The organism is Ensifer sp. R-19 (assembly GCF_049905105.1).
Taxonomy (GTDB): Bacteria; Pseudomonadota; Alphaproteobacteria; order Rhizobiales; family Rhizobiaceae; genus Ensifer.
In genome coordinates, this window is sequence record NZ_CP184569.1 from 1,904,211 (window position 1) to 1,923,328 (window position 19,118).

The window sequence follows — 19,118 nt, forward strand, 5'->3', positions numbered from 1 at the left end:
CCATCCGCCAACGCAAAGTGGAGATCACCATGACACGCCGCCTTCGCCTCGATGCCGCGACCCTCTGGTTTGAAGCGCCCTTCGTCATCGCCGTCCGGCTGCAGGAAATGCAGATGGCGGCGCTAACGGGCAAGTCCCACGACGTAACCGAGCTTCACCGCATGATCTCCGAGAAGATCGCGGCCTCAGCGGAAAGCGTCATGGCCGTGAACATGGCCCTTTGGAAAGCTGCCTTCGACAACACGCTGCGGCTGATGGCCGGCGGCACGGCCTCCGGCCACGGAACGGCGATTGCGTCCGCAGCGCTCAGGCCCTATGGCAAGCGGGTGCGCAGCAACGCCCGGCGTCTGTCGCGCAAGTAACCTGACCGGCCGCCAAGCCTCACGCCTTAACTGTTTGAAACAGATGCTTCCATGTCGGGATTGGACAACTATCGGGCGGCGTTCCGGTGCAGTCTGAAACCGTTTAGCCGTGCTTCGCTCACCTGTTGAAGCGGACCTGACGAAAGACTAGAGCATGCGCATCGAAGGCACTTCCGAGATCGAGATCAACATGACCGAAGCCGCGCAAAAGGAACCTCTGGTGCTGTTCATGCCTTCGGGCAAACGCGGCCGCTTCCCGGTCGGCACCCCGGTTCTCGATGCCGCCCGCAAGCTCGGCGTCTATGTCGAAAGTGTGTGCGGCGGCCGCGCCACCTGCGGGCGCTGTCAGATCGTGGTGCAGGAAGGTAACTTCGCCAAGCACAAGATCGTTTCCTCCAACGAGCACATCTCGGAAAAGGGCGCCAAGGAAGATCGCTACGAAAAGATCCGCGGCCTGCCCGATGGCCGACGCCTCTCCTGTTCCGCCCAGATCCTCGGTGATCTCGTCATCGACGTGCCGCAGGATACCGTCATCAACGCGCAGGTGGTGCGCAAGGCCGCGACCGATCGGGTGATCGAGCGCAATGCCGCCGTCCAGCTCTGCTATGTCGAGGTGGACGAGCCCGACATGCACAAGCCGCTCGGCGACCTCGACCGGCTGAAGGTGATGCTGGAGAAGGACTGGGGCTGGAAGGATCTCCTGATTGCGCCGCACCTGATCCCGCAGGTGCAGACCATTCTGCGCAAGGGCAACTGGGCCGTCACCGCCGCCATCCACCGCGACATGGATTCATCCCGCCCCTTCATCGTCGGCCTGTGGCCGGGTCTGAAGAACGAGGCCTATGGCGTTGCCTGCGACATCGGTTCGACCACCATCGCCATGCATCTGGTGTCGCTGCTTTCCGGCCGCATCGTCGGCTCCTCGGGCGCCTCCAACCCGCAGATCCGCTTCGGCGAAGACCTGATGAGCCGCGTTTCCTACGTGATGATGAACCCGGACGGCCGGGAAGCCATGACCAAGGCGGTGCGCGAGGCGGTCAACGGCCTGATCGGCAAGGTCTGCGCCGAGGGCGAAGTCGACCGCCACGACATTCTCGACATGGTCTTCGTTGGCAACCCGATCATGCACCACCTGTTCCTCGGCATCGACCCGACGGAACTCGGCCAGGCGCCGTTTGCGCTCGCCGTCTCCGGCGCGCTGCAATATTGGGCGCACGAGATCGACATCGACGTCAACCGCGGCGCGCGGCTCTATATGCTGCCCTGCATCGCCGGCCACGTCGGCGCCGATGCGGCGGGTGCCACGCTCGCCGAAGGTCCCTATCGCCAGGACAAGATGATGCTGCTCGTCGATGTCGGCACCAATGCCGAGATCGTGCTCGGCAACAAGGACCGCGTCGTCGCCGCCTCGTCACCGACAGGCCCAGCCTTCGAGGGTGCTGAAATCTCCTCGGGCCAGCGCGCCGCCCCCGGCGCCATCGAGCGCGTGCGTATCGACCCCGAAACGCTGGAACCGCGCTTCCGGGTGATCGGCGTCGACAAGTGGTCGGACGAGGAAGGTTTTGCCGAGGCGGCCGCCTCCGTCGGCGTGACAGGCATCTGCGGCTCGGCGATCATCGAGATCGTCGCCGAGATGTACCTTTCCGGCATCATCTCGCAGGATGGCGTCGTCGATGGCGCGATGGCGGCGAAAAGCCCGCGCATCATCCCCAACGGCCGCACCTTCTCCTATCTGCTGCACGAGGGCGAACAGCGCATTACCGTGACGCAGAACGACATCCGCGCCATCCAGCTTGCGAAAGCTGCCCTCTATGCCGGCATCAAGCTGTTGATGGAGAAGCTCGATATCGAGCATGTCGACACCATCCGCTTTGCCGGCGCCTTCGGCTCCTTCATCGACCCGAAATACGCGATGGTCCTGGGCCTCATTCCGGACTGCGACCTCGACGAGGTCAAGGCCGTCGGCAACGCCGCCGGCACCGGCGCGCTGATGGCGCTGCTTAACCGCGGCCACCGTCGCGAGATCGAGCAAACCGTCAGCAAAATCGAGAAGATAGAGACGGCGCTTGAATCAAAGTTTCAGGAGCACTTCGTCAACGCCATGGCGATGCCGAACAAGGTCGACGCCTTCCCGAAGCTTTCTGCAGTCGTGACTTTGCCGGAGCGCAAGGTGACGGGCGATGATGGCGAGGGTGGCGGTCGTCGGCGGAGAAGAAGCCGGGAGTAGAGTGAGTCGGCTAAGCTGCCGTCTTCAGACCGTCATCTCAAGGCGCTCATCAGCGTCCTGGGCAGCGGCCCGCCTCGCTCGTCATGAAGCTCGAGCGAGACCGTCTCGAACAGAACCTCGATCGTTACGTCGTTAAAGGATATGAGCCAGAAACGCGGATTGAGGACTTTCCATTTGGCCGCTTCGTCACCGTCCACGACTTCATTGAACGCCCATGGACGGATTGGGTACCTGCACTCCGGCAGGCCATCGACATTCATCGGCGTAATCCGGAAATCGATAACGTCGCCGAACTTGAGAACGACATTACCGCCGCCAGCGCTCGGAGCAGCTTCATAACAGACAAAAGCGCTGAGCCCATCGTAGAGCACAGCGGGATTTGCGACAGTTCCCAACGCGGGAAAAGCCTCCTGCGGTATCGATATCTGCATGATTTGATTGTGGGCACTGTTTCTGTTGACGACGAGATGGTTCCGGTCAGCCGCCACTTTGTCAACTCTTCTGCCGTCTCGCACCGTCTGGAACGCTGCCTGACCTCTTCACCAGACGTGGACACTCGATATTTCGGCTTGCCTTAATTCCGGCGGCGGGCGACGGTCTGATGAATCGTATTCTTTGAACTGGCATCCAAAACCCATGAACGACAAGATTCTCGATACCCTGACCGGCATGTACTTCACCGTCGACGATCCCGATGGCACCTATGGCACCGGCCAGGTGGTCCGTCTCGCCGCCGAAGGCATCTATTTCATTCGCTACGACGGCAACGAGGTGGAGCTGCCGATGGAGCTCGTCTCGCTCGGCGAGATGCTGCAGACGACCGAAGAAGATTACAAGCTCTGGCGGTTCTTCGACACGATCGAGGAACGGGACAAGTGGATCGAATGGCTGGATGCGCCATCAAAGCCACGCGTCGTCACGCTGGTGCGGCCGACACCAACAAAATAAAGGTTCGCCGCAACGCTCTCGGCCGCCAACCCTGCCGCTCCTCGCGCTAAATCGGGCAACCCACCAGACTGGTCGGAAGGTGGAGACGACGGCCGTCCCGAAGCTTTCGGCCGCCGTCATTGCCAAAGGGCAAACTGGCGGCGGACGAAGGCGGCCACGGGGCATCGATGGCCATCAAGGCTTCGAACCCATGGCCACCGTCAAGCAGGCGTGCTGATCAGTAATACGGCGACACGCATTCCTGGCGCGGCCCGTAATAGGGCTGGAAAGTGTTGTCGTAGGCGTTGTACGAGCGGTAGCGGTCATAGCACCATTCGACATGCGCAGACGGCGCGTTGGAATAGACCCTGCGAGGTGGCTGCGCGATCGCGCCACCGATAACCACTCCTGCCCCGAATGCCGCCAGAGGATACCACCATCCGTCACTGTGCCGACGGTAACCGTCGCGACGGTAGCGGTAGCCCTCGTAGCCATTGTAATAGCCGTATCGTGGAGCCGCATTGTAACGGTTGCCGCCGTAACGGTAGCCGTTATACCCGCGTTTGTGCGGCGGTCCGCCGTAATGACCTGGCTTGTGGTGGATCAACTCGACAGGCTGGGAAACTGACTGCCCCACCGAAACGGGAGACATGGGCACGGCCTGCGCCGAGACCGCCGACAGTGCCGTAGCCGCGGCTACGAGTACTGCACCTATTCTTTTCATGGCATCGTCCAACTGTTGTTCGTCGGGTCATTTTCCGGCACCCGTCATGAACCTCAGATGAACGTGCGCAGCTTGGCGCAGCGTCGAACCTCAAAGCAGCGGGAGCCCATGACCAGATGAAGATCATCATTCCGTAGTGGGGCCAACAAAAAAGGCCGGGGCGAAACCGCACCGACCTTCCTCATCATCGCTCTTACACCAGTGCCAGTACATCCGTGGTCAAAAGTCTAATGCGACGCGGCGATTGCGAGCGGCGAGAATTTTCAGCGCTCATAAGCAATGCCGATGGCCGGGTGTATACGGGGCGATTGTGTTCGAAACAAGGTTGGAAGCGCGCCGCCTTCGATGCGACGCCAAACCAACCGGGCTCGACGCTTCACCCCACCTTCGCCGCAAACGCTGCGAGCAGCCCTGCCCAGCCACCGTCGGAATCAAGCGAGGCACGGGCTACCTCCGCCTTCGCGCCGTAGTTGGCGAGGTCGCGATGTTCGAGCCGCACGGTGGTGCCGCCTTCCGGCGTCGGTTCGAAGGTCACCTCCACCTCGGTCTCGAAATCGGCATCGAAGGTCCATTCGGCATTGAGCTGCCAGGCGAAGAGGATCCGCTTCGGCGGCTCGTAAGCGAGCACCCGGCCCCAGTCCTTTTCCTCGCCCGAGGTGCCCACCTCATACCAACGGCCGCCGGCGGCGGGCTCGACGATAACAGCCCTCTGGCCGCTCGCCGTCAGGCTGTGGGTCTTCAGCCACCAGTCGCCCATGCGCGCGACGAAGATCTCGAAGGCGCGCTCCGGAGGAGCGCTGACGGTTACGGATTTGCGCACCGGCGCCGGCTCGATCATATGCATATCCTTTCCTCCCATTGCTGACATGGTCGCGGCGGAGGCGTGTCGACCGTAGGGCTTCCGCCCCCTATCGCTCCGGTTCCCTCGGCTCAGTTCCCGAAGCCTCGTCGCTGTCGGCCAGCGCCTTAAAGGCGGCCAGCTGATCCTCCCAGAAGCGGTCCAGCCATTGCCTGAGCGGCCCGAGGCCCGCCGGATCGATCGAATAGATGCGCCTCTGGCCCTGAGGCTCGTCGGTGACCAGCCCCGCCTCCTTCAGCACCTTCAGATGCTGCGAGATCGCCGGCTGCGAGACCGGCAAGGACCGGGCGACATCAGCAACCGAGGAACGTCCTTTGGCAAGCTTCTCGAAGATCGCCCGGCGTGTCGGGTCCGCGAGCGCTGTGAGCACTTTTCCTTCATAAGCCATGACTTATCATAAGGCACTGCTTATGAGAGTCAACCGCTGGCGCCGCCACGCAAAAGCGCCGCGCGTTCGGCGGAACACGCGGCGCTTGGGTTGAGAGCGGTGGCGGACCGCGAATTATTGCGGTGTCAGGTCGAAGCCGAACCACTTTTCCGACAGGCGCTTGATGGTGCCGTCGGCCTTGGCTGCGGCGATGGCGTCGTCAAACAGCGCCTTCAGCTCGGTATCGCTCTTGCGCAAGCCGACGGAGCTGCCGGCGCCGAGGAAGCCGCCCTGGAAACGGGGGCCGACGATGACCATGTCGCTATTTGCGGGCTTTTCGACCGCGGTCTTCAGATAGCCCATCGATGCCATGACGAGGTCGACGCGGCCGGCGACGAGATCGAGGTCGTGCTGCTCGGTCGTCTTGTACTCGCGCACCTCGACGACGTCCTTGAGGTATTCGTCGATGAAGCGCGCGGCGATCGAGGCGGTCTGGACGCCGACGGTCTTGCCTTCGACCAGCGGCTTCAATTCATCGACCGCCTTGCGCGCGCCTGCCTCGTTGGAGGCGAGCGAGAACAGTTCGCCCTTCATCGGCAGCGTTTCGAGATCGCCACCCTTCAGCGTGGCAAAGGCCTGGCCGGTGCTGCCATAGGACATCGAGAAGTCGATGACTTCCTTGCGCTTCTCGGTCGCCGACATGCCGGCCATGATCGCGTCGAACTTGCCGGCGTTGAGCGCCGGGATCAGGCCGTCGAAGGATTGGGCGATGATAGTGCATTCGACCTTCATATGGTCGCAGAGATATTTGCTGAGCTCGATCTCGTAACCGTCGAGCGTGCCGTCCGCCTTGGTCAGGTTATAGGGCGGAAAGGCGCCTTCGGTGGCGATCGTGATCTTGGTCCACTTCTTGTCTTCGGCCTGAGCCGGCATGGACATCAGCCCCGCGGCAACGGCAAGCGCCGAAGCCATGATTGCGGTCATCTTTTTCATTACAGCATTCCCCTTTTTGTGGATGTTGATTGGTTTGGTGGTTAGTGCGCGGCCTGCCGAGGATCATGATGATTGGAGCGGATGCGGGCGAAAAACCGCATGCACCTTTCCTCATCCGCTCGCGGCAGATCTCAACTCTTGATGAACTGGCGGAAGCGCTCCGACTTCGAACGGGTGAAGACCTCGTGCGGCGGCCCCTCCTCCTCGATCGTTCCCTTGTGCACGAACACGACGCGGCTCGAGACGTCGCGGGCAAAGCCCATCTCGTGGGTCACGACCAGCATGGTCCGCCCTTCCTCGGCGAGCCCCCGCATGACGCGCAGCACCTCGCCCACCAGTTCCGGGTCGAGCGCCGAGGTGGGTTCGTCGAACAGCATCGCCTTCGGGCGCATGGCAAGCGCGCGGGCAATCGCCGCGCGCTGCTGCTGGCCGCCGGAGAGATGCGAGGGATAGTGGTTGCGCTTGTCGGCGATGCCGACCTTGGCAAGCAGCGCCTCGGCCTCTTCCACCGCCTCGGCGCGCGGACGCTTCAGCACATGCACCGGCGCCTCGATGACGTTTTCGAGCACGGTCTTGTGGGACCAGAGATTGAAGCTCTGGAACACCATGCCGAGTTCGGAGCGGATGCGGTCCACCTGCTTCTGATCGGCCGGACGGCTGCGCCCGTCGCTCAGCGTCTTCAGCCGGATCGCCTCGCCGGCGACCTCGATCGTGCCCGAATTCGGCACCTCCAGCATGTTGATGCAACGAAGCAGCGTCGACTTGCCGGAGCCGGACGATCCGAGAATGGAAATCACTTCGCCCTCGCGTGCATCGAGCGACACGCCTTTCAGGACCTCGAGCGGGCCGAAGCTCTTGTGAAGATCGTGCACGCGGATGGCGACCGGTGCGGTGACGGCGGCGGACATGTTCAATGGGCTTCTCCCTTGAGTTCGGCAGAGATCGCCAACGGCGCGCGCAGTTGTGGGTTCAGCCGGTGCTCGGCGAAAGCGACGAGCCGGGTCAGCGCGAAATTGATGGCGAGATAGATGACCCCCGCGACGACGAAGACCTCGATCACCCGGTAGCTCTCCGAAATGAGCTTGGCGGCGACGCCAGTGATTTCCATCAGCGTGATGATCGAGGCGAGCGAGGTCGCCTTGACCATGGAGATCATCTCGTTGCCGTAGCCGGGCAGCGCCTGGCGAAGCGCTTGCGGCATGACGATGCGGCGGAAGATCATGAAGCGCCCCATGCCACAGGCCCGCGCCGCCTCGACCTGGCCGTGCGGGACCGAAAGCAGCCCGCCGCGGATGATCTCGCTGGCATAGGCGGCCGTGTTCAGCATCAGCGCCAGCACCGCGCACCAGTAGGGTTCACGGAGGATCGGCCAGAAAATGCTGTGGCGCACGGCCGGAAACTGGCTGAGACCGTAATAGATCAGGAAGATCTGCACGAGCAGCGGCGTTCCGCGAAACAGGAACACATAGACGCGGGCAAAGAGATCGAGCGCGAGAATGCCTGACAGACGCGCGAGCGCCAGCCCCAGGGCCAGCACCGAGCCGAGCACGATCGACGTGGCGGCAAGCTCAAGCGTCAGCGGCAGGGCCGCCGCCAAGCTCCAGAAGGTTTCGAGGGCAAATTTGATATCCATCAGCCCCTCCTGACGCCGCGCGAGAACCGGCGTTCGGTGACCTGAAGAACGAGGCCCGAGACCGTGGAAATCGCGAGATAGATCATCGCCGCGATGAAGAAGAAGTCGAACGGGCGGCTGGTCGATCCGGCGCCGATCTGCGCCTGGCGCAGCAGTTCGACGACGCCCGTGACCGAGACCAGCGCCGATTCCTTCAGCACCACCTGCCAGACATTGCCGAGGCCGGGCAGCGCGTAACGCAGCGTCAGAGGCGCGGTGATGCGACGGAACTTGAGCAGCCGCCCCATGCCGCAGGCGGTCGCGGCCTCCACTTCACCCGGATGGACGGCGCGAAAGGCGCCACGATAGACCTCGGTCTGCTGGGCGCCCGAGGTGATGCCGACCGCAAGTGCGCCGGCGAGGAAACCCGGGAAGCTGACGAAGCCCTCCGCGCCGAACAATTGGCCAACGGCCGTCACCACGGCACTGCCGCCGAAATAGAAGAGATAGATGACCAGCAGGTCGGGAATGCCGCGCAGGATGGTTGTGTAGGCTTCGGCAAGTGAGCAAAGCAGCGGACCACCTGAAATTTTCGCCCAGGCACCGAAGGTGCCTATGACGCCGCCGATCGCAAAACCTGCGATCGCGATCAGGATCGTCATCCACGCGCCGGCGGCAAGCGCCGGCCCCCAGCCGTCAGGCCCGAAGCTAATGATGTCAAGGAAACCGGGCCCAGTCATCGCAGCGCCTCCCTTCGCTTGTCGACCGATGACTTAACCATGACCGCCCCCGGGGATCGGCGGGTCGACATCGTCTGGAATGGGATTGACGAAGGGCGTGCCCTTCAGCCGCGCCGCGTGGTCGGCCTTGGCGGCTGCGATCAGCGCCGGATCGAGGATCAGCTCGATCGCCGTGCTCGCCATCACCTTGGCCGCATGCTCCATGCCCTTGTGGGCGGCCGGCAGTTTGCCTTGCGCGACCAGTTGCCAGGAATGGCCCGGCGTGCCGATCGCGTAAGTTGCGCCGCGCAGTTGCACGGTTGGCACCACCCAGCTGACCGTTCCGACATCGGTGGAGCCGACGAGCGTGCCGGCGCCGTTTTCCGGTGGGAAGATCGTGTCGCAGAGGGAAATGCCGCGCCGCAGTTTCAGCCCGAAGCGCTCGAAGGCGGAGGCGATGTCCTCGCGGGTGAAAGTCTCCTGGAATTTTGCCGCCATCCTGCGGTCGTCCTCATCGAACTGAGGCGGTCCCAGATGCTCGAGTTGGCGATGCATCAGCGCCTCGAGCGGCGTGTTGCCGATCAGGTTGGCGTCACCGCTGACGATCTCGTCCGTGACCGTGGTTCCCGTCATCAGCGCCGCACCCTTGGCCACGCTGCGGACCCGTTCGACGAGATCAAGCAGTTCCGGCAGGCTGCGGGCGCGAACGAGGTAACGCGCCTTCGCCCGTGCCTGCACCACGTTCGGCGCATTGCCGCCGGTATCCGTCACCGCATAGTGGATCCGCGCCGAAGACGGCATGTGTTCACGCAGATAGTTGACCCCGACATTCATCAGCTCAAGCGCATCGAGCGCACTGCGGCCGAGATGGGGTGCTGCGGATGCATGCGACGCCCGGCCGCTGAAGCGGAAGTCGAGCTCGTTGCAGGCCAGCGAAATCGGGTTGTTGACACCGGCAAAGGGTGCCGGATGCCAGGAAATCGCGATATCGACATCGTCGAACACGCCGGCGCGCACCATGAAGCCCTTGGACGAGCCGCCCTCTTCCGCCGGACAGCCGTAATAGCGCACCCGCCCCTTGATACCGTTGGCAGCAAGATAATCCTTGACGGCGGTGGCCGCCATCATCGAACCGGCGCCGAGCAGGTTGTGGCCGCAGCCGTGGCCGTTGCCGCCCTCGGTAAGCGGCCGCTCCTCGGCAACACCTGCCTCCTGGCTCAGCCCCGGCAGCGCATCGAACTCGCCGAGGATGGCAATGACCGGTCCGCCCTCGCCCGCCTCGCCCATGACCGCCGTCGGCATGCCGGCAATGCCACGCGACACGCGGAAGCCCTCAGCCTCCAGAAGACGCGCATGCTCGGCCGACGAGCGAAACTCCTCGTAGTTGGTTTCGGGCGTATCCCAGACCCGATCGCTGAGCACGAAAAACCGCTCGCGCTTGGCTTCGAGGAGATCCCAGACGGCATCGGCATTTTTCATCGTTTACTAACTTCCGCAACAATAGTAACCAGAATTGGCACCAATTTATGATAACATTTTTGGATACACAAGAGGGTCCTGAAACATTTCCACCGATGTGCCCAACAGCGAGAGGCGGGCAAGGAAAGCCGTTCTGGCGCATTGAATTATCTAGGACAGCATCATAGTTTCTCCAAAAATGGAGCCAATTTCGCCGCAGCAGGCGACGTGCGAGACTCGCTGGCGACGTGAGCCACACGCGGGCGACGTCCGGCACGAGGCAGACGCCACGCAGCAAGAGAGAGAGTGTAAGGCAGGAATGAGCGACGATCTGACGGAAATGCTGGCGCCCGAGGAAAGGCCCGAGGAGAAGAAGGATGTCACCGACCTGTTGCTGCACGACATCCTGACCGGGACATTGCCGGCGGGCACCTGGCTCAAGCAGATCGACCTGGAACGCCGCTACGATTGTACGCGGCCGGAGGTGCGCCGGGCGCTCGACCGGCTATCGCAGCGCCGGCTGGTGCAGCACAATCCCAACCGCGGCTACCAGGTCTACGAACTTGACGACCAGCGCACGCGGGAGATCAGCGATATCCGCGTGATCCTCGAGACCGGCGTCGCCGACCGGATGATCGCCAATGTCACGCCGGCGGCCATTGCCGAGTTGCGCGGGCTCGCCCGGCAGTTCGACGAAATGTCGTTCCGCGGCTCCATCATGGAGCATTACGACGCCAACCTCGCCTTTCACCGCGCGCTTCTGCTTCTTGCCGGCAATTCCGAGCTCGTCGACGTCGTCGCCGAAATCCGCCAGCGAACCGTATCGGCCCCCGTCTCGCAATGGCGCACGCGGGCGCGCATCGAACAATCGGCGCGCGAACATCATTTGATGGTCGATGCGCTCGAAGCCCGCGATCTTGCCGAATTGAAGCGGCTGATCGAGATCCACATCCGCCAGGCGCCGATCAGGGCGTGAGCCTCAGCTCGGCACTTGACGATGTGTACTTACCTATTGCGAACCAAGCAGGATAGAAAATGTAAATTATCAACGGCAGCAAAAGCAAAACGCTTATGTCGATAATTGCGCTTTATACATTAGCCTCAGCAATAAATATTTACTTAATAAATTATTACAAAAACTACCATTCATATTTATCGCAGTACTGTATATTTCTATTCAGTTACCTCGGATGCGCGATGTTTGCTGACGACAAAAAATTTTCATTACACTTTGGGAGGCTTAACGATAAGGGATTCCGCGTCGCGGTAAGAACATTATCCTGGGTGCTGACCGCCATCAGTTTTCTCGGCATTTTCTTCATGGAGAGGGAGGCACAAGGTGGCTCGATCAAGGACGTCAGCCAGTACAGCATAATCCTCCTGCTCAACATTATTTTCTATCAAGAGATAAAAAGACTGCTGTTTTCACGATCCTGATCGTAACCGCCACCAGTACCGCGCCGATCGCGGACATGGCGAAAGCCGCCTTCAGGTCGCAGCCCGTGACGGCCTTGTGCCTGGGATCGTGGCTAAGCGCCCTCACCCTCAAAAGCAGCACCTCGGTTTCCTTGGGTGAGGATACGCGGCGCGTCGTCCGGTAGGTTATCGAGAAACCTCTCGCGGGCGCGGGGCAGCGAGGGTGATCAGGTCAGCCGTCATACTGGCCCCGTTTGACGTCATGCGAAGGCTTCACGAAGCCGCGAATTTCACCGTCACTCCGCGCTGCCGAAAGTATGCCTGCATCAGCTTCCTGCCGGAACGATTGTTCTGCACGAGCCTGGCCGGGTCGAATACGGCTTCTTTCAAACCCTCCCGCGCCAACGCTGCCTTGAGGGTCGCAATATGCATGTCAATGTCGGCATTGTCCGCCTGGAGCGATTCATAAATGCGGTTTGTTGCATCTGCTACGGTCGGTTCGCTCACTATTATACTCCTGTTGCTGCGTGGCTGGCGGTAGCCACATTCGTCGGCTTGACCCTATTGTGAAGAAAAATGCCCACGTCAATGGGTGACGATGGATTGGAGCATCGCGTCCGCTTTCGATAATGCGGCACCGGAAGCAGACCAGGAACTACAGCGCCGCGCGTCTTATCAGACGCGCAAAGGTCGCTGTAGCACTTTGAAGTGCTGCATGTTTTTGTCCTTTAACCGGCTACGATTAAAGGAAACATGCAGTAGCTCCCTTCGATCGAGACGGCACGGCCGCTTCTCGCCAGAGATGGCGATCTGCTCGGCCCGTTTCAGGCCTGCTCAAGCTCAAGAATGTTCCCCTCGGGATCGCGTGCATAGACGATGAGATACGGCTTATCCTTCATCCCAAAGTCCGTGATGTCGCCAATCTGGCTTCCACCTGCCTGAATGTACGGCGCGAATATCGCCCATCTGGAATGACAGGTGCCCAAGGCCAGGCTCGTTCACCCTTGGCTGGCCCCGATCATGCATGACCTTGTGCTCATGAATTTCCAGGAAAGGGCGGTCGAGTGCGGGGAATTTGAGCCAGATCGAGTAGATCTCGGAGTTCTCAATCCCATTGCCTCTCGACACTTTTTCTCCGGACAACATCCTGGGTTCGCGAAGGGGCTCGCATTTCAAGACGTTCATGTAAAACGCGGCGAGCGCATCCGCGTCGCGGGCGACCAAGTTGATGTGTGCGAGCTTCATGCGGCTATCCTGGTGAGGAGGCAATCGTACAGATTGGTCGGGAAAGCAGAAGGGGCTGCGGTCGGCCGACTGTGGTCCTTGGGCACGCTGGGCACGCACACCCACGGAGTATAGGACTCCATGAATTGGAACGCCGGTTGCGATTGACCGGAGCGCGGCGAAAGCTAACCGCCAAACAGGATCGTCACCGCCACCAGCACCGCGCCGATCGTCGTCATCGCAAAGGCCATCGGCCAGGGGCTGCGCCCCATATATTGCCCGAGCCGCGCGCCGACGACGAAGAGCATGACGAGCGCAATACCGTTCGAAACGCGCATCGCCAGCGCGACATCGTCGATCAACAGGAAGGGAATGCTGGGCGGCAGCGTCGAGGTGACGACGAGCAGGAAGATGGCGAAAGCCGCTTTCAGGTCATGCCCCGTCACCGCCCTGTGCCTGGGATCGGAGGAAAGCGCCCTCACCCGGAGCAGCAGCGCCTCGGTCTCCTTTGGTGAGGACACGCGGCGAACGTCGTCCGGCAGGCTTTCCAGGAACATTTCGCGGGCGCGGGCAAGCGGCTCGCGCCGGAGGGCGTCAAGGAAGCCGCGGCGGCGCACCCGCTCGACAGCCGTCGTCAGCACATACATGACGCCATCGACGATACCCCAGGCGATGTTGCAGCCGAGGGCGGCGACGAGCACGGCATTGACCCCACCCTCGCTGCCCGTGACCGTGCTCATCGTTCCCGTGAAGGAAAGCGCCATCAGCAGCCCGAAGATGATTTCCGAGAGGCGATCGATTGGATCGAGAACGGGGCGTGGATGGTCGCTCAAGGTTGTTCGCCCCGCGAGAAGAACCGAAGGGTGGAAGACAGGGGGCGGAAGGCGGCGAACCGCATGCGACCTCCCTATTGCATCTGCAGGTCGGCGAAAGCGTCACGCACATGATCGGCAACGGCCAGTACCGGTGCCGGCGCGTCAGTAATCACCTGCAGGCCGATATTGTAGTGGCCGAGATCCGGCAGGCCGTCGCGCTCGCCGAGCTGCACCATTTCGCCCTGAACGAGGTAGCGCGGCAGCGGCGCGATCGCGAGGCCGGCGAGAACGGCGGCGCGCTGGCCGGTAGTATAGGCGCTCAAGAAAGCGATGCGGAACTTGCGGCCCGCGCGCGACAGCTTCTCCACCGCATCGGCCCGCCAGACACAGCCATCCTCCCACATCGATACCGGCAGCGGATCCTTCAGATGCGCGTTGCCGCACTTGGCGCCGGCCCAGACCAGCTTCTCCTGCATCAGGATTTCGCCGTTTCTCGGCGTTCCCTCGGTGAGGCTGTTGAAGATGGCAATGTCGAGCCGGTGCTCGTCGACCTTCTTGCGCATGGCATTGCTCATGCCGATCGACACGTCGATCGTCACGTTCGGATAGGACTCCGCAAAACGCTTCAGCACTTCAGGCAGGATGCGTTCGCCGACATCCTCGGGCGCACCGACACGCACGACGCCATTCATGTCCGGCAGCAGGAAGCGCGACACCGTTTCATTGTTGAGCGACAGCAGCCGGCGGGCAAAGCCGAGCAGCATTTCCCCTTTCGGCGTCAGCGTCACCGAGCGCGCGTCACGTAGGAAGAGCGTGCTGCCGAGCATTTCCTCGAGCTTCTTGATCTGCATCGAGACCGCAGACGGCGTGCGATAGACGGTTTCGGCCGCGGTGGTGAAATTGCCGGTCTCGGCGATGGCGACAAAGGTCTTCAGCACGTCCATTTCAAGAAGCGGAAGCGCGTGGCGCATCATCATGTTCATGGCGGCATCCTCGATCAGAAAAACTGAAAGATAAGTTCACTTCATTTCGTTTGATTGAACATCAGCAATGACCGATAGTCAAGCTCAAGGACGACGAAGGAAGGAGAAGCCCATGTCCGCCGCCGCGCTTGTTATCGCCGCTTCGAAGAGTTCCCTGTGTAACAGCCCCGCGTCGCAGGTAGTGGTACAGATTCAGGATCGAAGGAGCAACGACATGGTCCTCAACACCCTTACCCAAGTGATCGCCGTACTCGACGGCGTTGTCCGGCAGAGACGCGAAAAGCAGATCGCACGAAATCGGGTGGAAGCCCGGCGCGAACTGGCAAAACTGCCGAAGAGAGTCCGCGACGACGTGATGTTTGCGGACCCGCTAATCAATCACCAAGTTTGATGGAAAGCATCAAACATATTCGTTGGAATGATAGATCGGGTTGCGCCATATATACGATTATGGTCGCGACCTGCTGAGACACTCAGAAGGAGCCATGAAATGTCCAACATTCAGTTTTCATCGGCCTCGGAACGGGCATCCTCCCACTCGTCCCTTCCGGGTCTCTTCAACCTGCGCGTCCGTGCCTGGGCAGCGTGGAAGCGTCATCGCCAGGAACGCGCACTGGAAAACCTGTCCTATGACACGCTGAAGGACATCGGCTTCCCGTCGGTGGACGATGCGGTGCATAAGACCGAACAATGAATGACGGCTTGACCGGCCCCGGGCCGGTCGAAGCAGCCGGATACGATGAAGGGCATTGCCGAGAAGGCGGTGCCCTTTTTCTTTGCGCCCACCCCATCTTTCTTGAGCGAGAGCTGCCCCGCCGATGGTTTAAACGGCTTCGACAATGCGGCAGGTGCGGAAGCCAAAGACCCGGCCCATCTTTGCCGCGCGCAGAGCCTGGGTAAGCCGGTCACTGAGAAAGAATAGGCGGATCAAGGGTGGGCTCACCCACAGATCAGAGCCCTCAAGTGGACTGACGGCCACATCGCCATCGAGAAGATGCGGCCTCATTGTCAAAAGGCCATTGTCGAATTCGATGACCTTTTGCGATTGACTACGCAGGAACGTATCCTTGCGCTCGCCGATGTTCAGACAAAAGTACTCTCCCTCCACCAGCGTCGTGCGGTCATGCTGGAAAAGCTTGATCGGATAGAGCGAGGAATGGCCGAGATCGAATTGCCGCAGCACCTCGGCGCAGGCCGCCGAAACCACCACCACTCCTGCGGCAAGCACGAGATCCGCCTGCTTCTTTTCCTTCTTGTCCGGATATTCGGCAAAGATCTCCTTCGGGAAATGCTCCGCAGACATCCGTTCGCCGGCTTCATTCAATTCGGCCATCTGGCCGAGGCCCATCCCCGTCGGCAATGGATCAGCCGTAAACCCCTTGATCCGTGATGAGTCCATGAAGGCGCGGCTGGCCCAGACCCGTACGTTTTCCGATTGCGGCATAGCGGCATAGCCTCCTGCAATTCGAGCCACATGCGTACAGAGCCCCTCCTGGCAAAGCGCGATGCATTGCCAAGCTGTGAAACGGTCTGGCGCCATCGGTGATTGTGCCCAATGAGGATCACTACCATTTAACACTTACTAATACAATCGCTGCCTGCTGCCTCCACACAGAACCCGATCTGATTGAATCGCGGAGGATTTCAAGTCAGCGATTTGATTTGATCCGCTCTCCGGAGACCGGCAACAGGCTGAGAGTGCTGTCGGCGGATTCTCCTGCGCGGGACTAGGGTTGTCGTTGCGACACGTCCAATACATCGCCAGCTGAGCGAGACTTGTCTTATACCGACACCCGCCTCCGTGCCGAAAGAGTCGCAATCGGCAAACACAACCCTGGAGCGCGCTTTGTGATTGTTGCGTATCTCTGGCAGTTCTTGTCAGATAACGTCAACTGTGCTGGAAAAACCGTCGCTTTCCTTACAAAAACCTGAAAGACCGGCGGAACCGCCTTTTGCCGCCCGATGTCGCAATGCGAAATCTCTTTGCGGTCGCTGCTTTCCATGCCAATGTCGCAAACAGACAAGCCGAAGAGTATCTTCCAAGCGACGAATATACGCCATCGCCAAGCATGGGAAGCCTCATGAACAAGCCACTGACCAAAAAGCGTTCTCTCGTCTTCTTCCTGGTGCCGAACTTTTCCATGCTGCCCTTTTCGGCGGCGATCGAAACGCTCCGCATCGCCAACCGCATGCTCGGCTACGAGGCCTATACCTGGCGCCTCGCTTCGTCCGACGGCGAAAAGGTCCTGTCGTCGAGCGGGATCGCGCTCGAGGTCAACTCGTCGCTCGCCGACGAGCGCAAGTTCCTCGGCGGCGAGAACCGCCCGTCGATGGTGCTGGTCTGTTCCGGCATCTATGTCGAGGATTTCAACAACAAGTCGGTCAATGCCTGGCTGCGCGAGGTCTATAACCGCGGCGTCGCCGTCGGCAGCCTCTGTACCGGCGCCCATGTGCTGGCGTCTGCCGGCCTTTTGACGGGCAAGCGCTGCGCCATCCACTGGGAAAACCTTCCGGGCTTTTCCGAAAGCTTCCCGCAGGTCGACGTCTATGCCGACCTCTACGAGATCGACAGCAACATCTACACCTGCGCCGGCGGCACCGCCTCGCTCGACATGATGCTGAACCTGATCGACCAGGATTTCGGCGAGAACCTCGTCAACCGCGTCTGCGAACAGGCGCTGACCGACCGCGTGCGCGGGCCCCATGACCGCCAGCGCCTGCCGCTGCGCGCCCGCCTCGGCGTGCAGAACGCCAAGGTGCTGTCGATCATCGAGCTCATGGAGGCAAATCTCGCCGAGCCGCTGTCGCTGCTCGAAATCGCCGAGGGCGCCGATCTCTCGCGCCGCCAGATCGAACGGCTTTTCCGCCAGGAAATGGGCCGGTCGCCGGCCCGCTACTACCTGGAGATCCGCCTCGACCGCGCCCGGCACCTGCTCATCCAGTCGTCGATGCCGGTCGTCGAAGTGGCGGTTGCCTGCGGCTTCGTCTCCGCCTCGCATTTCTCGAAGTGTTATCGCGAACTCTACAACCGCTCGCCGCAGCAGGAGCGCGCCGACCGCAAGCTGACGCTGCAGATGGCGCGGTAAAGACCGACATAAAGACCAGTCGAAGGGCGGAGCGATCCGCCCTTTTTCGTTTTGCCTGTGACACGTTTGGCTTGCGTCGTCGCGCCGCTTGCACGCTCCTTCTTTTTGGGTTGAATGGCTGGCGTTTCAGAACAAGAGGCAATGCTTCCTATGGCACCCGTCGAAATCAATCCTGCCAAAGTCCACGAATTCAGGGATTTGCAGTGCTTCTACGACTGGCTCGGCGCCCATCATCAGAGCGAGGACGAGGTCTGGATCAAGACGCACAAGGTGAACTCCGGGCTAGCCTCGATCACGCCCAAGGAAGCGATCGATGTGGTGCTTTGCTGGGGCTGGATCGATGGCGTGCGCAAGGGGCTGGACGACAAGAGCTTCCTGCAGCGCTATTCGCCGCGCGGCAAGAAGAGCATCTGGAGCAAGATCAACGTCGACAATGTCGCCCGGCTGATCGAAGAAGGCCGTATGACCGAGTTTGGCCTGCGCCAGGTGGAAGCAGCCAAGGCTGATGGCCGCTGGGATCGGGCCTATGCCAGCGGCAAGGACATGCAAATCCCCGACGACCTGCAGGCGGCGATCGATGCCGAGCCCAAGGCGAAAGAAATGCTCGCCAAGCTCAGCGCCCAGAACCGCTTCGCGCTCGCCTTCCGCACCCACAACATGAAGACCGAGGCCGGTCGCAAAAAGAAGATCGAGGCCTTCGTCGAGATGCTGAAGCGCGGCGAGACGATCTATCCGCAGAAGCTGAAATAGAACGCCGCAGCCGCGCCTGCCAACTTCACGCTATGGCTAAGCGCGCCCGAACCGCTGGCTCGGCTCTTCGGCGCCTGTGACGGCCGGCGGACCGAAGCGGTTGTCGCCCTCTTCTCCCGCAAGGAAGCCCAGCATCACAAGGCCCAGGAGCGGCCCGACGACCGGGACAAACAGCGCAAGGTTCCACCATCCGGAGCGACCGTGGTCGTGCCAGCGCTTGGTGTTGACGGTGAAGCTGAAATAGAGGTTTGCGATGAGGATAATGAAGACAAGCGAATGCATGAGGCTGAAGCCCGCCGCATAGTTATCGACGCCCGAAAGCGCCAACAGCGCCGCTCCGGCGAACATTGCCGCCACCGTCGCAATCCAGACAACGATCTGCGCCAACCACCAGGTCTGGCGTCCGATACGACCATCAAAACTCGTAAAAGTCTGCGAATTCACGTCGTCCCCTCCCCATCGGCTTCTCCGCATCCAGGCGCGCCTCCGCGCTGGCCTGCCCTTCCCCTCATATAGAAGATTCGCTAATAAACGCGTAGATGTCATGGCGACAGAAAGCGCTTCATGGTTGCGTAAACAAGTCGCCTCGGAGCTGC

24 protein-coding genes are annotated in these 19,118 nt (G+C 61.2%); 9 read left to right on the forward strand and 15 right to left on the reverse strand.

Translation table 11 applies throughout. From position 1 onward, the window contains the following. Positions 1-29: 29 nt before the first annotated feature. Positions 30-362, forward strand: coding sequence for a hypothetical protein (locus ACN9MO_RS09275; RefSeq protein WP_057254103.1), 333 nt, complete (start codon positions 30-32; stop codon positions 360-362). 154 nt (positions 363-516) lie between these two features. Further along, positions 517-2,589: an ASKHA domain-containing protein gene (locus tag ACN9MO_RS09280; RefSeq protein ID WP_057254101.1), complete on the forward strand. Its 2,073-nt coding sequence runs from the start codon at positions 517-519 to the stop codon at positions 2,587-2,589. A gap of 32 nt (positions 2,590-2,621) precedes the next feature. Here ACN9MO_RS09280 and ACN9MO_RS09285 read toward each other — a convergent pair whose 3' ends face one another. Next, the gene (locus ACN9MO_RS09285) at positions 2,622-3,077 is read right to left on the reverse strand and encodes a hypothetical protein (protein ID WP_245299211.1); all 456 of its coding nucleotides are present in this window, start codon (positions 3,075-3,077) and stop codon (positions 2,622-2,624) included. Between the two features lie 148 nt (positions 3,078-3,225). On the opposite strand from ACN9MO_RS09285, the gene ACN9MO_RS09290 reads away from it, so the two are divergent. After that, a complete protein-coding gene (locus tag ACN9MO_RS09290; protein WP_057254099.1) occupies positions 3,226-3,537 on the forward strand; it encodes a hypothetical protein in 312 nt (103 codons plus the stop codon). A gap of 217 nt (positions 3,538-3,754) precedes the next feature. On the opposite strand, the gene ACN9MO_RS09295 is transcribed toward ACN9MO_RS09290, so the two are convergent. From ACN9MO_RS09295 to ACN9MO_RS09330, 8 genes are all read right to left on the reverse strand, one after another. Next, positions 3,755-4,240: a BA14K family protein gene (locus ACN9MO_RS09295; protein ID WP_082616076.1), complete on the reverse strand. Its 486-nt coding sequence runs from the start codon at positions 4,238-4,240 to the stop codon at positions 3,755-3,757. A gap of 376 nt (positions 4,241-4,616) precedes the next feature. Next, positions 4,617-5,084: an SRPBCC family protein gene (locus ACN9MO_RS09300; RefSeq protein ID WP_057254097.1), complete on the reverse strand. Its 468-nt coding sequence runs from the start codon at positions 5,082-5,084 to the stop codon at positions 4,617-4,619. Positions 5,085-5,148: 64 nt separating this feature from the next. Further along, positions 5,149-5,487 carry an ArsR/SmtB family transcription factor gene (locus ACN9MO_RS09305; protein WP_057254095.1) on the reverse strand — a complete coding sequence of 113 codons (339 nt, stop codon included), beginning with the start codon at positions 5,485-5,487 and terminating at the stop codon, positions 5,149-5,151. A 114-nt stretch (positions 5,488-5,601) separates the two neighbouring features. Continuing rightward, complete coding sequence (locus tag ACN9MO_RS09310) at positions 5,602-6,459, reverse strand: transporter substrate-binding domain-containing protein (protein ID WP_057254093.1); 858 nt, start codon at positions 6,457-6,459, stop codon at positions 5,602-5,604. Between the two features lie 131 nt (positions 6,460-6,590). Further along, positions 6,591-7,367, reverse strand: a complete 777-nt coding sequence (locus ACN9MO_RS09315; RefSeq protein WP_057254091.1) for an ABC transporter ATP-binding protein — start codon at positions 7,365-7,367, stop codon at positions 6,591-6,593. A 2-nt stretch (positions 7,368-7,369) separates the two neighbouring features. Continuing rightward, the gene (locus ACN9MO_RS09320; protein WP_057254089.1) at positions 7,370-8,092 is read right to left on the reverse strand and encodes an ABC transporter permease; all 723 of its coding nucleotides are present in this window, start codon (positions 8,090-8,092) and stop codon (positions 7,370-7,372) included. Further along, on the reverse strand, positions 8,092-8,811 hold the full coding sequence (locus tag ACN9MO_RS09325; RefSeq protein ID WP_057254087.1) for an ABC transporter permease: 720 nt from the start codon (positions 8,809-8,811) through the stop codon (positions 8,092-8,094). The genes ACN9MO_RS09320 and ACN9MO_RS09325 overlap by 1 nt, the downstream gene beginning before the upstream one ends. 33 nt (positions 8,812-8,844) lie before the next feature. Then, positions 8,845-10,269, reverse strand: a complete 1,425-nt coding sequence (locus ACN9MO_RS09330) for a M20 family metallopeptidase (protein WP_057254084.1) — start codon at positions 10,267-10,269, stop codon at positions 8,845-8,847. A 298-nt stretch (positions 10,270-10,567) separates the two neighbouring features. On the opposite strand from ACN9MO_RS09330, the gene ACN9MO_RS09335 reads away from it, so the two are divergent. Together ACN9MO_RS09335 and ACN9MO_RS09340 are read left to right on the forward strand one after the other, a co-directional pair. Further along, a complete protein-coding gene (locus tag ACN9MO_RS09335) occupies positions 10,568-11,224 on the forward strand; it encodes a GntR family transcriptional regulator (RefSeq protein WP_057254082.1) in 657 nt (218 codons plus the stop codon). Positions 11,225-11,445: 221 nt separating this feature from the next. Beyond that, positions 11,446-11,685, forward strand: a complete 240-nt coding sequence (locus tag ACN9MO_RS09340) for a hypothetical protein (protein WP_156414721.1) — start codon at positions 11,446-11,448, stop codon at positions 11,683-11,685. A gap of 252 nt (positions 11,686-11,937) precedes the next feature. On the opposite strand, the gene ACN9MO_RS09345 is transcribed toward ACN9MO_RS09340, so the two are convergent. The 4 genes from ACN9MO_RS09345 to ACN9MO_RS09360 form a co-directional block, all read right to left on the reverse strand. Beyond that, positions 11,938-12,174, reverse strand: coding sequence for a hypothetical protein (locus ACN9MO_RS09345; RefSeq protein ID WP_082616074.1), 237 nt, complete (start codon positions 12,172-12,174; stop codon positions 11,938-11,940). 378 nt (positions 12,175-12,552) lie between these two features. After that, a complete protein-coding gene (locus ACN9MO_RS09350) occupies positions 12,553-12,909 on the reverse strand; it encodes a VOC family protein (protein WP_244495701.1) in 357 nt (118 codons plus the stop codon). A 164-nt stretch (positions 12,910-13,073) separates the two neighbouring features. Further along, a complete protein-coding gene (locus tag ACN9MO_RS09355; protein ID WP_057254076.1) occupies positions 13,074-13,721 on the reverse strand; it encodes a VIT1/CCC1 transporter family protein in 648 nt (215 codons plus the stop codon). Between the two features lie 74 nt (positions 13,722-13,795). Then, positions 13,796-14,686 (reverse strand): LysR substrate-binding domain-containing protein, encoded by an 891-nt coding sequence (locus ACN9MO_RS09360; RefSeq protein WP_057254074.1) that lies wholly within the window; start codon positions 14,684-14,686, stop codon positions 13,796-13,798. 112 nt (positions 14,687-14,798) lie between these two features. On the opposite strand from ACN9MO_RS09360, the gene ACN9MO_RS09365 reads away from it, so the two are divergent. Then, on the forward strand, positions 14,799-15,077 hold the full coding sequence (locus ACN9MO_RS09365) for a hypothetical protein (protein ID WP_057254072.1): 279 nt from the start codon (positions 14,799-14,801) through the stop codon (positions 15,075-15,077). Positions 15,078-15,176: 99 nt separating this feature from the next. Further along, positions 15,177-15,380: a hypothetical protein gene (locus tag ACN9MO_RS09370; RefSeq protein ID WP_057254070.1), complete on the forward strand. Its 204-nt coding sequence runs from the start codon at positions 15,177-15,179 to the stop codon at positions 15,378-15,380. A 129-nt stretch (positions 15,381-15,509) separates the two neighbouring features. Here the strand turns inward: ACN9MO_RS09370 and ACN9MO_RS09375 are convergent, their stop codons facing one another. Next, positions 15,510-16,265, reverse strand: coding sequence for a hypothetical protein (locus tag ACN9MO_RS09375; RefSeq protein ID WP_156414720.1), 756 nt, complete (start codon positions 16,263-16,265; stop codon positions 15,510-15,512). Between the two features lie 502 nt (positions 16,266-16,767). On the opposite strand from ACN9MO_RS09375, the gene ACN9MO_RS09380 reads away from it, so the two are divergent. Both ACN9MO_RS09380 and ACN9MO_RS09385 read left to right on the forward strand, forming a co-directional pair. Then, positions 16,768-17,772: a GlxA family transcriptional regulator gene (locus ACN9MO_RS09380; RefSeq protein ID WP_057254457.1), complete on the forward strand. Its 1,005-nt coding sequence runs from the start codon at positions 16,768-16,770 to the stop codon at positions 17,770-17,772. 150 nt (positions 17,773-17,922) lie between these two features. Continuing rightward, positions 17,923-18,522, forward strand: coding sequence for a YdeI/OmpD-associated family protein (locus tag ACN9MO_RS09385; protein ID WP_057254066.1), 600 nt, complete (start codon positions 17,923-17,925; stop codon positions 18,520-18,522). A gap of 36 nt (positions 18,523-18,558) precedes the next feature. Here ACN9MO_RS09385 and ACN9MO_RS09390 read toward each other — a convergent pair whose 3' ends face one another. After that, complete coding sequence (locus tag ACN9MO_RS09390; protein ID WP_057254064.1) at positions 18,559-18,966, reverse strand: DUF805 domain-containing protein; 408 nt, start codon at positions 18,964-18,966, stop codon at positions 18,559-18,561. Positions 18,967-19,118: the final 152 nt, after the last annotated feature.

What these genes read in the sequence shown, in the direction of transcription:
- ACN9MO_RS09275 (WP_057254103.1), top strand. Translation starts at nt 30, where the DNA reads ATGACACGCCGCCTTCGCCTCGATGCCGCGACCCTCTGGTTTGAAGCG.
- ACN9MO_RS09305 (WP_057254095.1), bottom strand. Translation starts at nt 5,487, where the DNA reads ATGGCTTATGAAGGAAAAGTGCTCACAGCGCTCGCGGACCCGACACGC.
- ACN9MO_RS09280 (WP_057254101.1), top strand. Translation starts at nt 517, where the DNA reads ATGCGCATCGAAGGCACTTCCGAGATCGAGATCAACATGACCGAAGCC.
- ACN9MO_RS09340 (WP_156414721.1), top strand. Translation starts at nt 11,446, where the DNA reads ATGTTTGCTGACGACAAAAAATTTTCATTACACTTTGGGAGGCTTAAC.
- ACN9MO_RS09360 (WP_057254074.1), bottom strand. Translation starts at nt 14,686, where the DNA reads ATGAACATGATGATGCGCCACGCGCTTCCGCTTCTTGAAATGGACGTG.
- ACN9MO_RS09370 (WP_057254070.1), top strand. Translation starts at nt 15,177, where the DNA reads ATGTCCAACATTCAGTTTTCATCGGCCTCGGAACGGGCATCCTCCCAC.
- ACN9MO_RS09300 (WP_057254097.1), bottom strand. Translation starts at nt 5,084, where the DNA reads ATGCATATGATCGAGCCGGCGCCGGTGCGCAAATCCGTAACCGTCAGC.
- ACN9MO_RS09320 (WP_057254089.1), bottom strand. Translation starts at nt 8,092, where the DNA reads ATGGATATCAAATTTGCCCTCGAAACCTTCTGGAGCTTGGCGGCGGCC.
- ACN9MO_RS09310 (WP_057254093.1), bottom strand. Translation starts at nt 6,459, where the DNA reads ATGAAAAAGATGACCGCAATCATGGCTTCGGCGCTTGCCGTTGCCGCG.
- ACN9MO_RS09290 (WP_057254099.1), top strand. Translation starts at nt 3,226, where the DNA reads ATGAACGACAAGATTCTCGATACCCTGACCGGCATGTACTTCACCGTC.
- ACN9MO_RS09380 (WP_057254457.1), top strand. Translation starts at nt 16,768, where the DNA reads ATGAACAAGCCACTGACCAAAAAGCGTTCTCTCGTCTTCTTCCTGGTG.
- ACN9MO_RS09335 (WP_057254082.1), top strand. Translation starts at nt 10,568, where the DNA reads ATGAGCGACGATCTGACGGAAATGCTGGCGCCCGAGGAAAGGCCCGAG.
- ACN9MO_RS09330 (WP_057254084.1), bottom strand. Translation starts at nt 10,269, where the DNA reads ATGAAAAATGCCGATGCCGTCTGGGATCTCCTCGAAGCCAAGCGCGAG.
- ACN9MO_RS09365 (WP_057254072.1), top strand. Translation starts at nt 14,799, where the DNA reads ATGTCCGCCGCCGCGCTTGTTATCGCCGCTTCGAAGAGTTCCCTGTGT.
- ACN9MO_RS09350 (WP_244495701.1), bottom strand. Translation starts at nt 12,909, where the DNA reads ATGAAGCTCGCACACATCAACTTGGTCGCCCGCGACGCGGATGCGCTC.
- ACN9MO_RS09385 (WP_057254066.1), top strand. Translation starts at nt 17,923, where the DNA reads ATGGCACCCGTCGAAATCAATCCTGCCAAAGTCCACGAATTCAGGGAT.
- ACN9MO_RS09325 (WP_057254087.1), bottom strand. Translation starts at nt 8,811, where the DNA reads ATGACTGGGCCCGGTTTCCTTGACATCATTAGCTTCGGGCCTGACGGC.
- ACN9MO_RS09295 (WP_082616076.1), bottom strand. Translation starts at nt 4,240, where the DNA reads ATGAAAAGAATAGGTGCAGTACTCGTAGCCGCGGCTACGGCACTGTCG.
- ACN9MO_RS09315 (WP_057254091.1), bottom strand. Translation starts at nt 7,367, where the DNA reads ATGTCCGCCGCCGTCACCGCACCGGTCGCCATCCGCGTGCACGATCTT.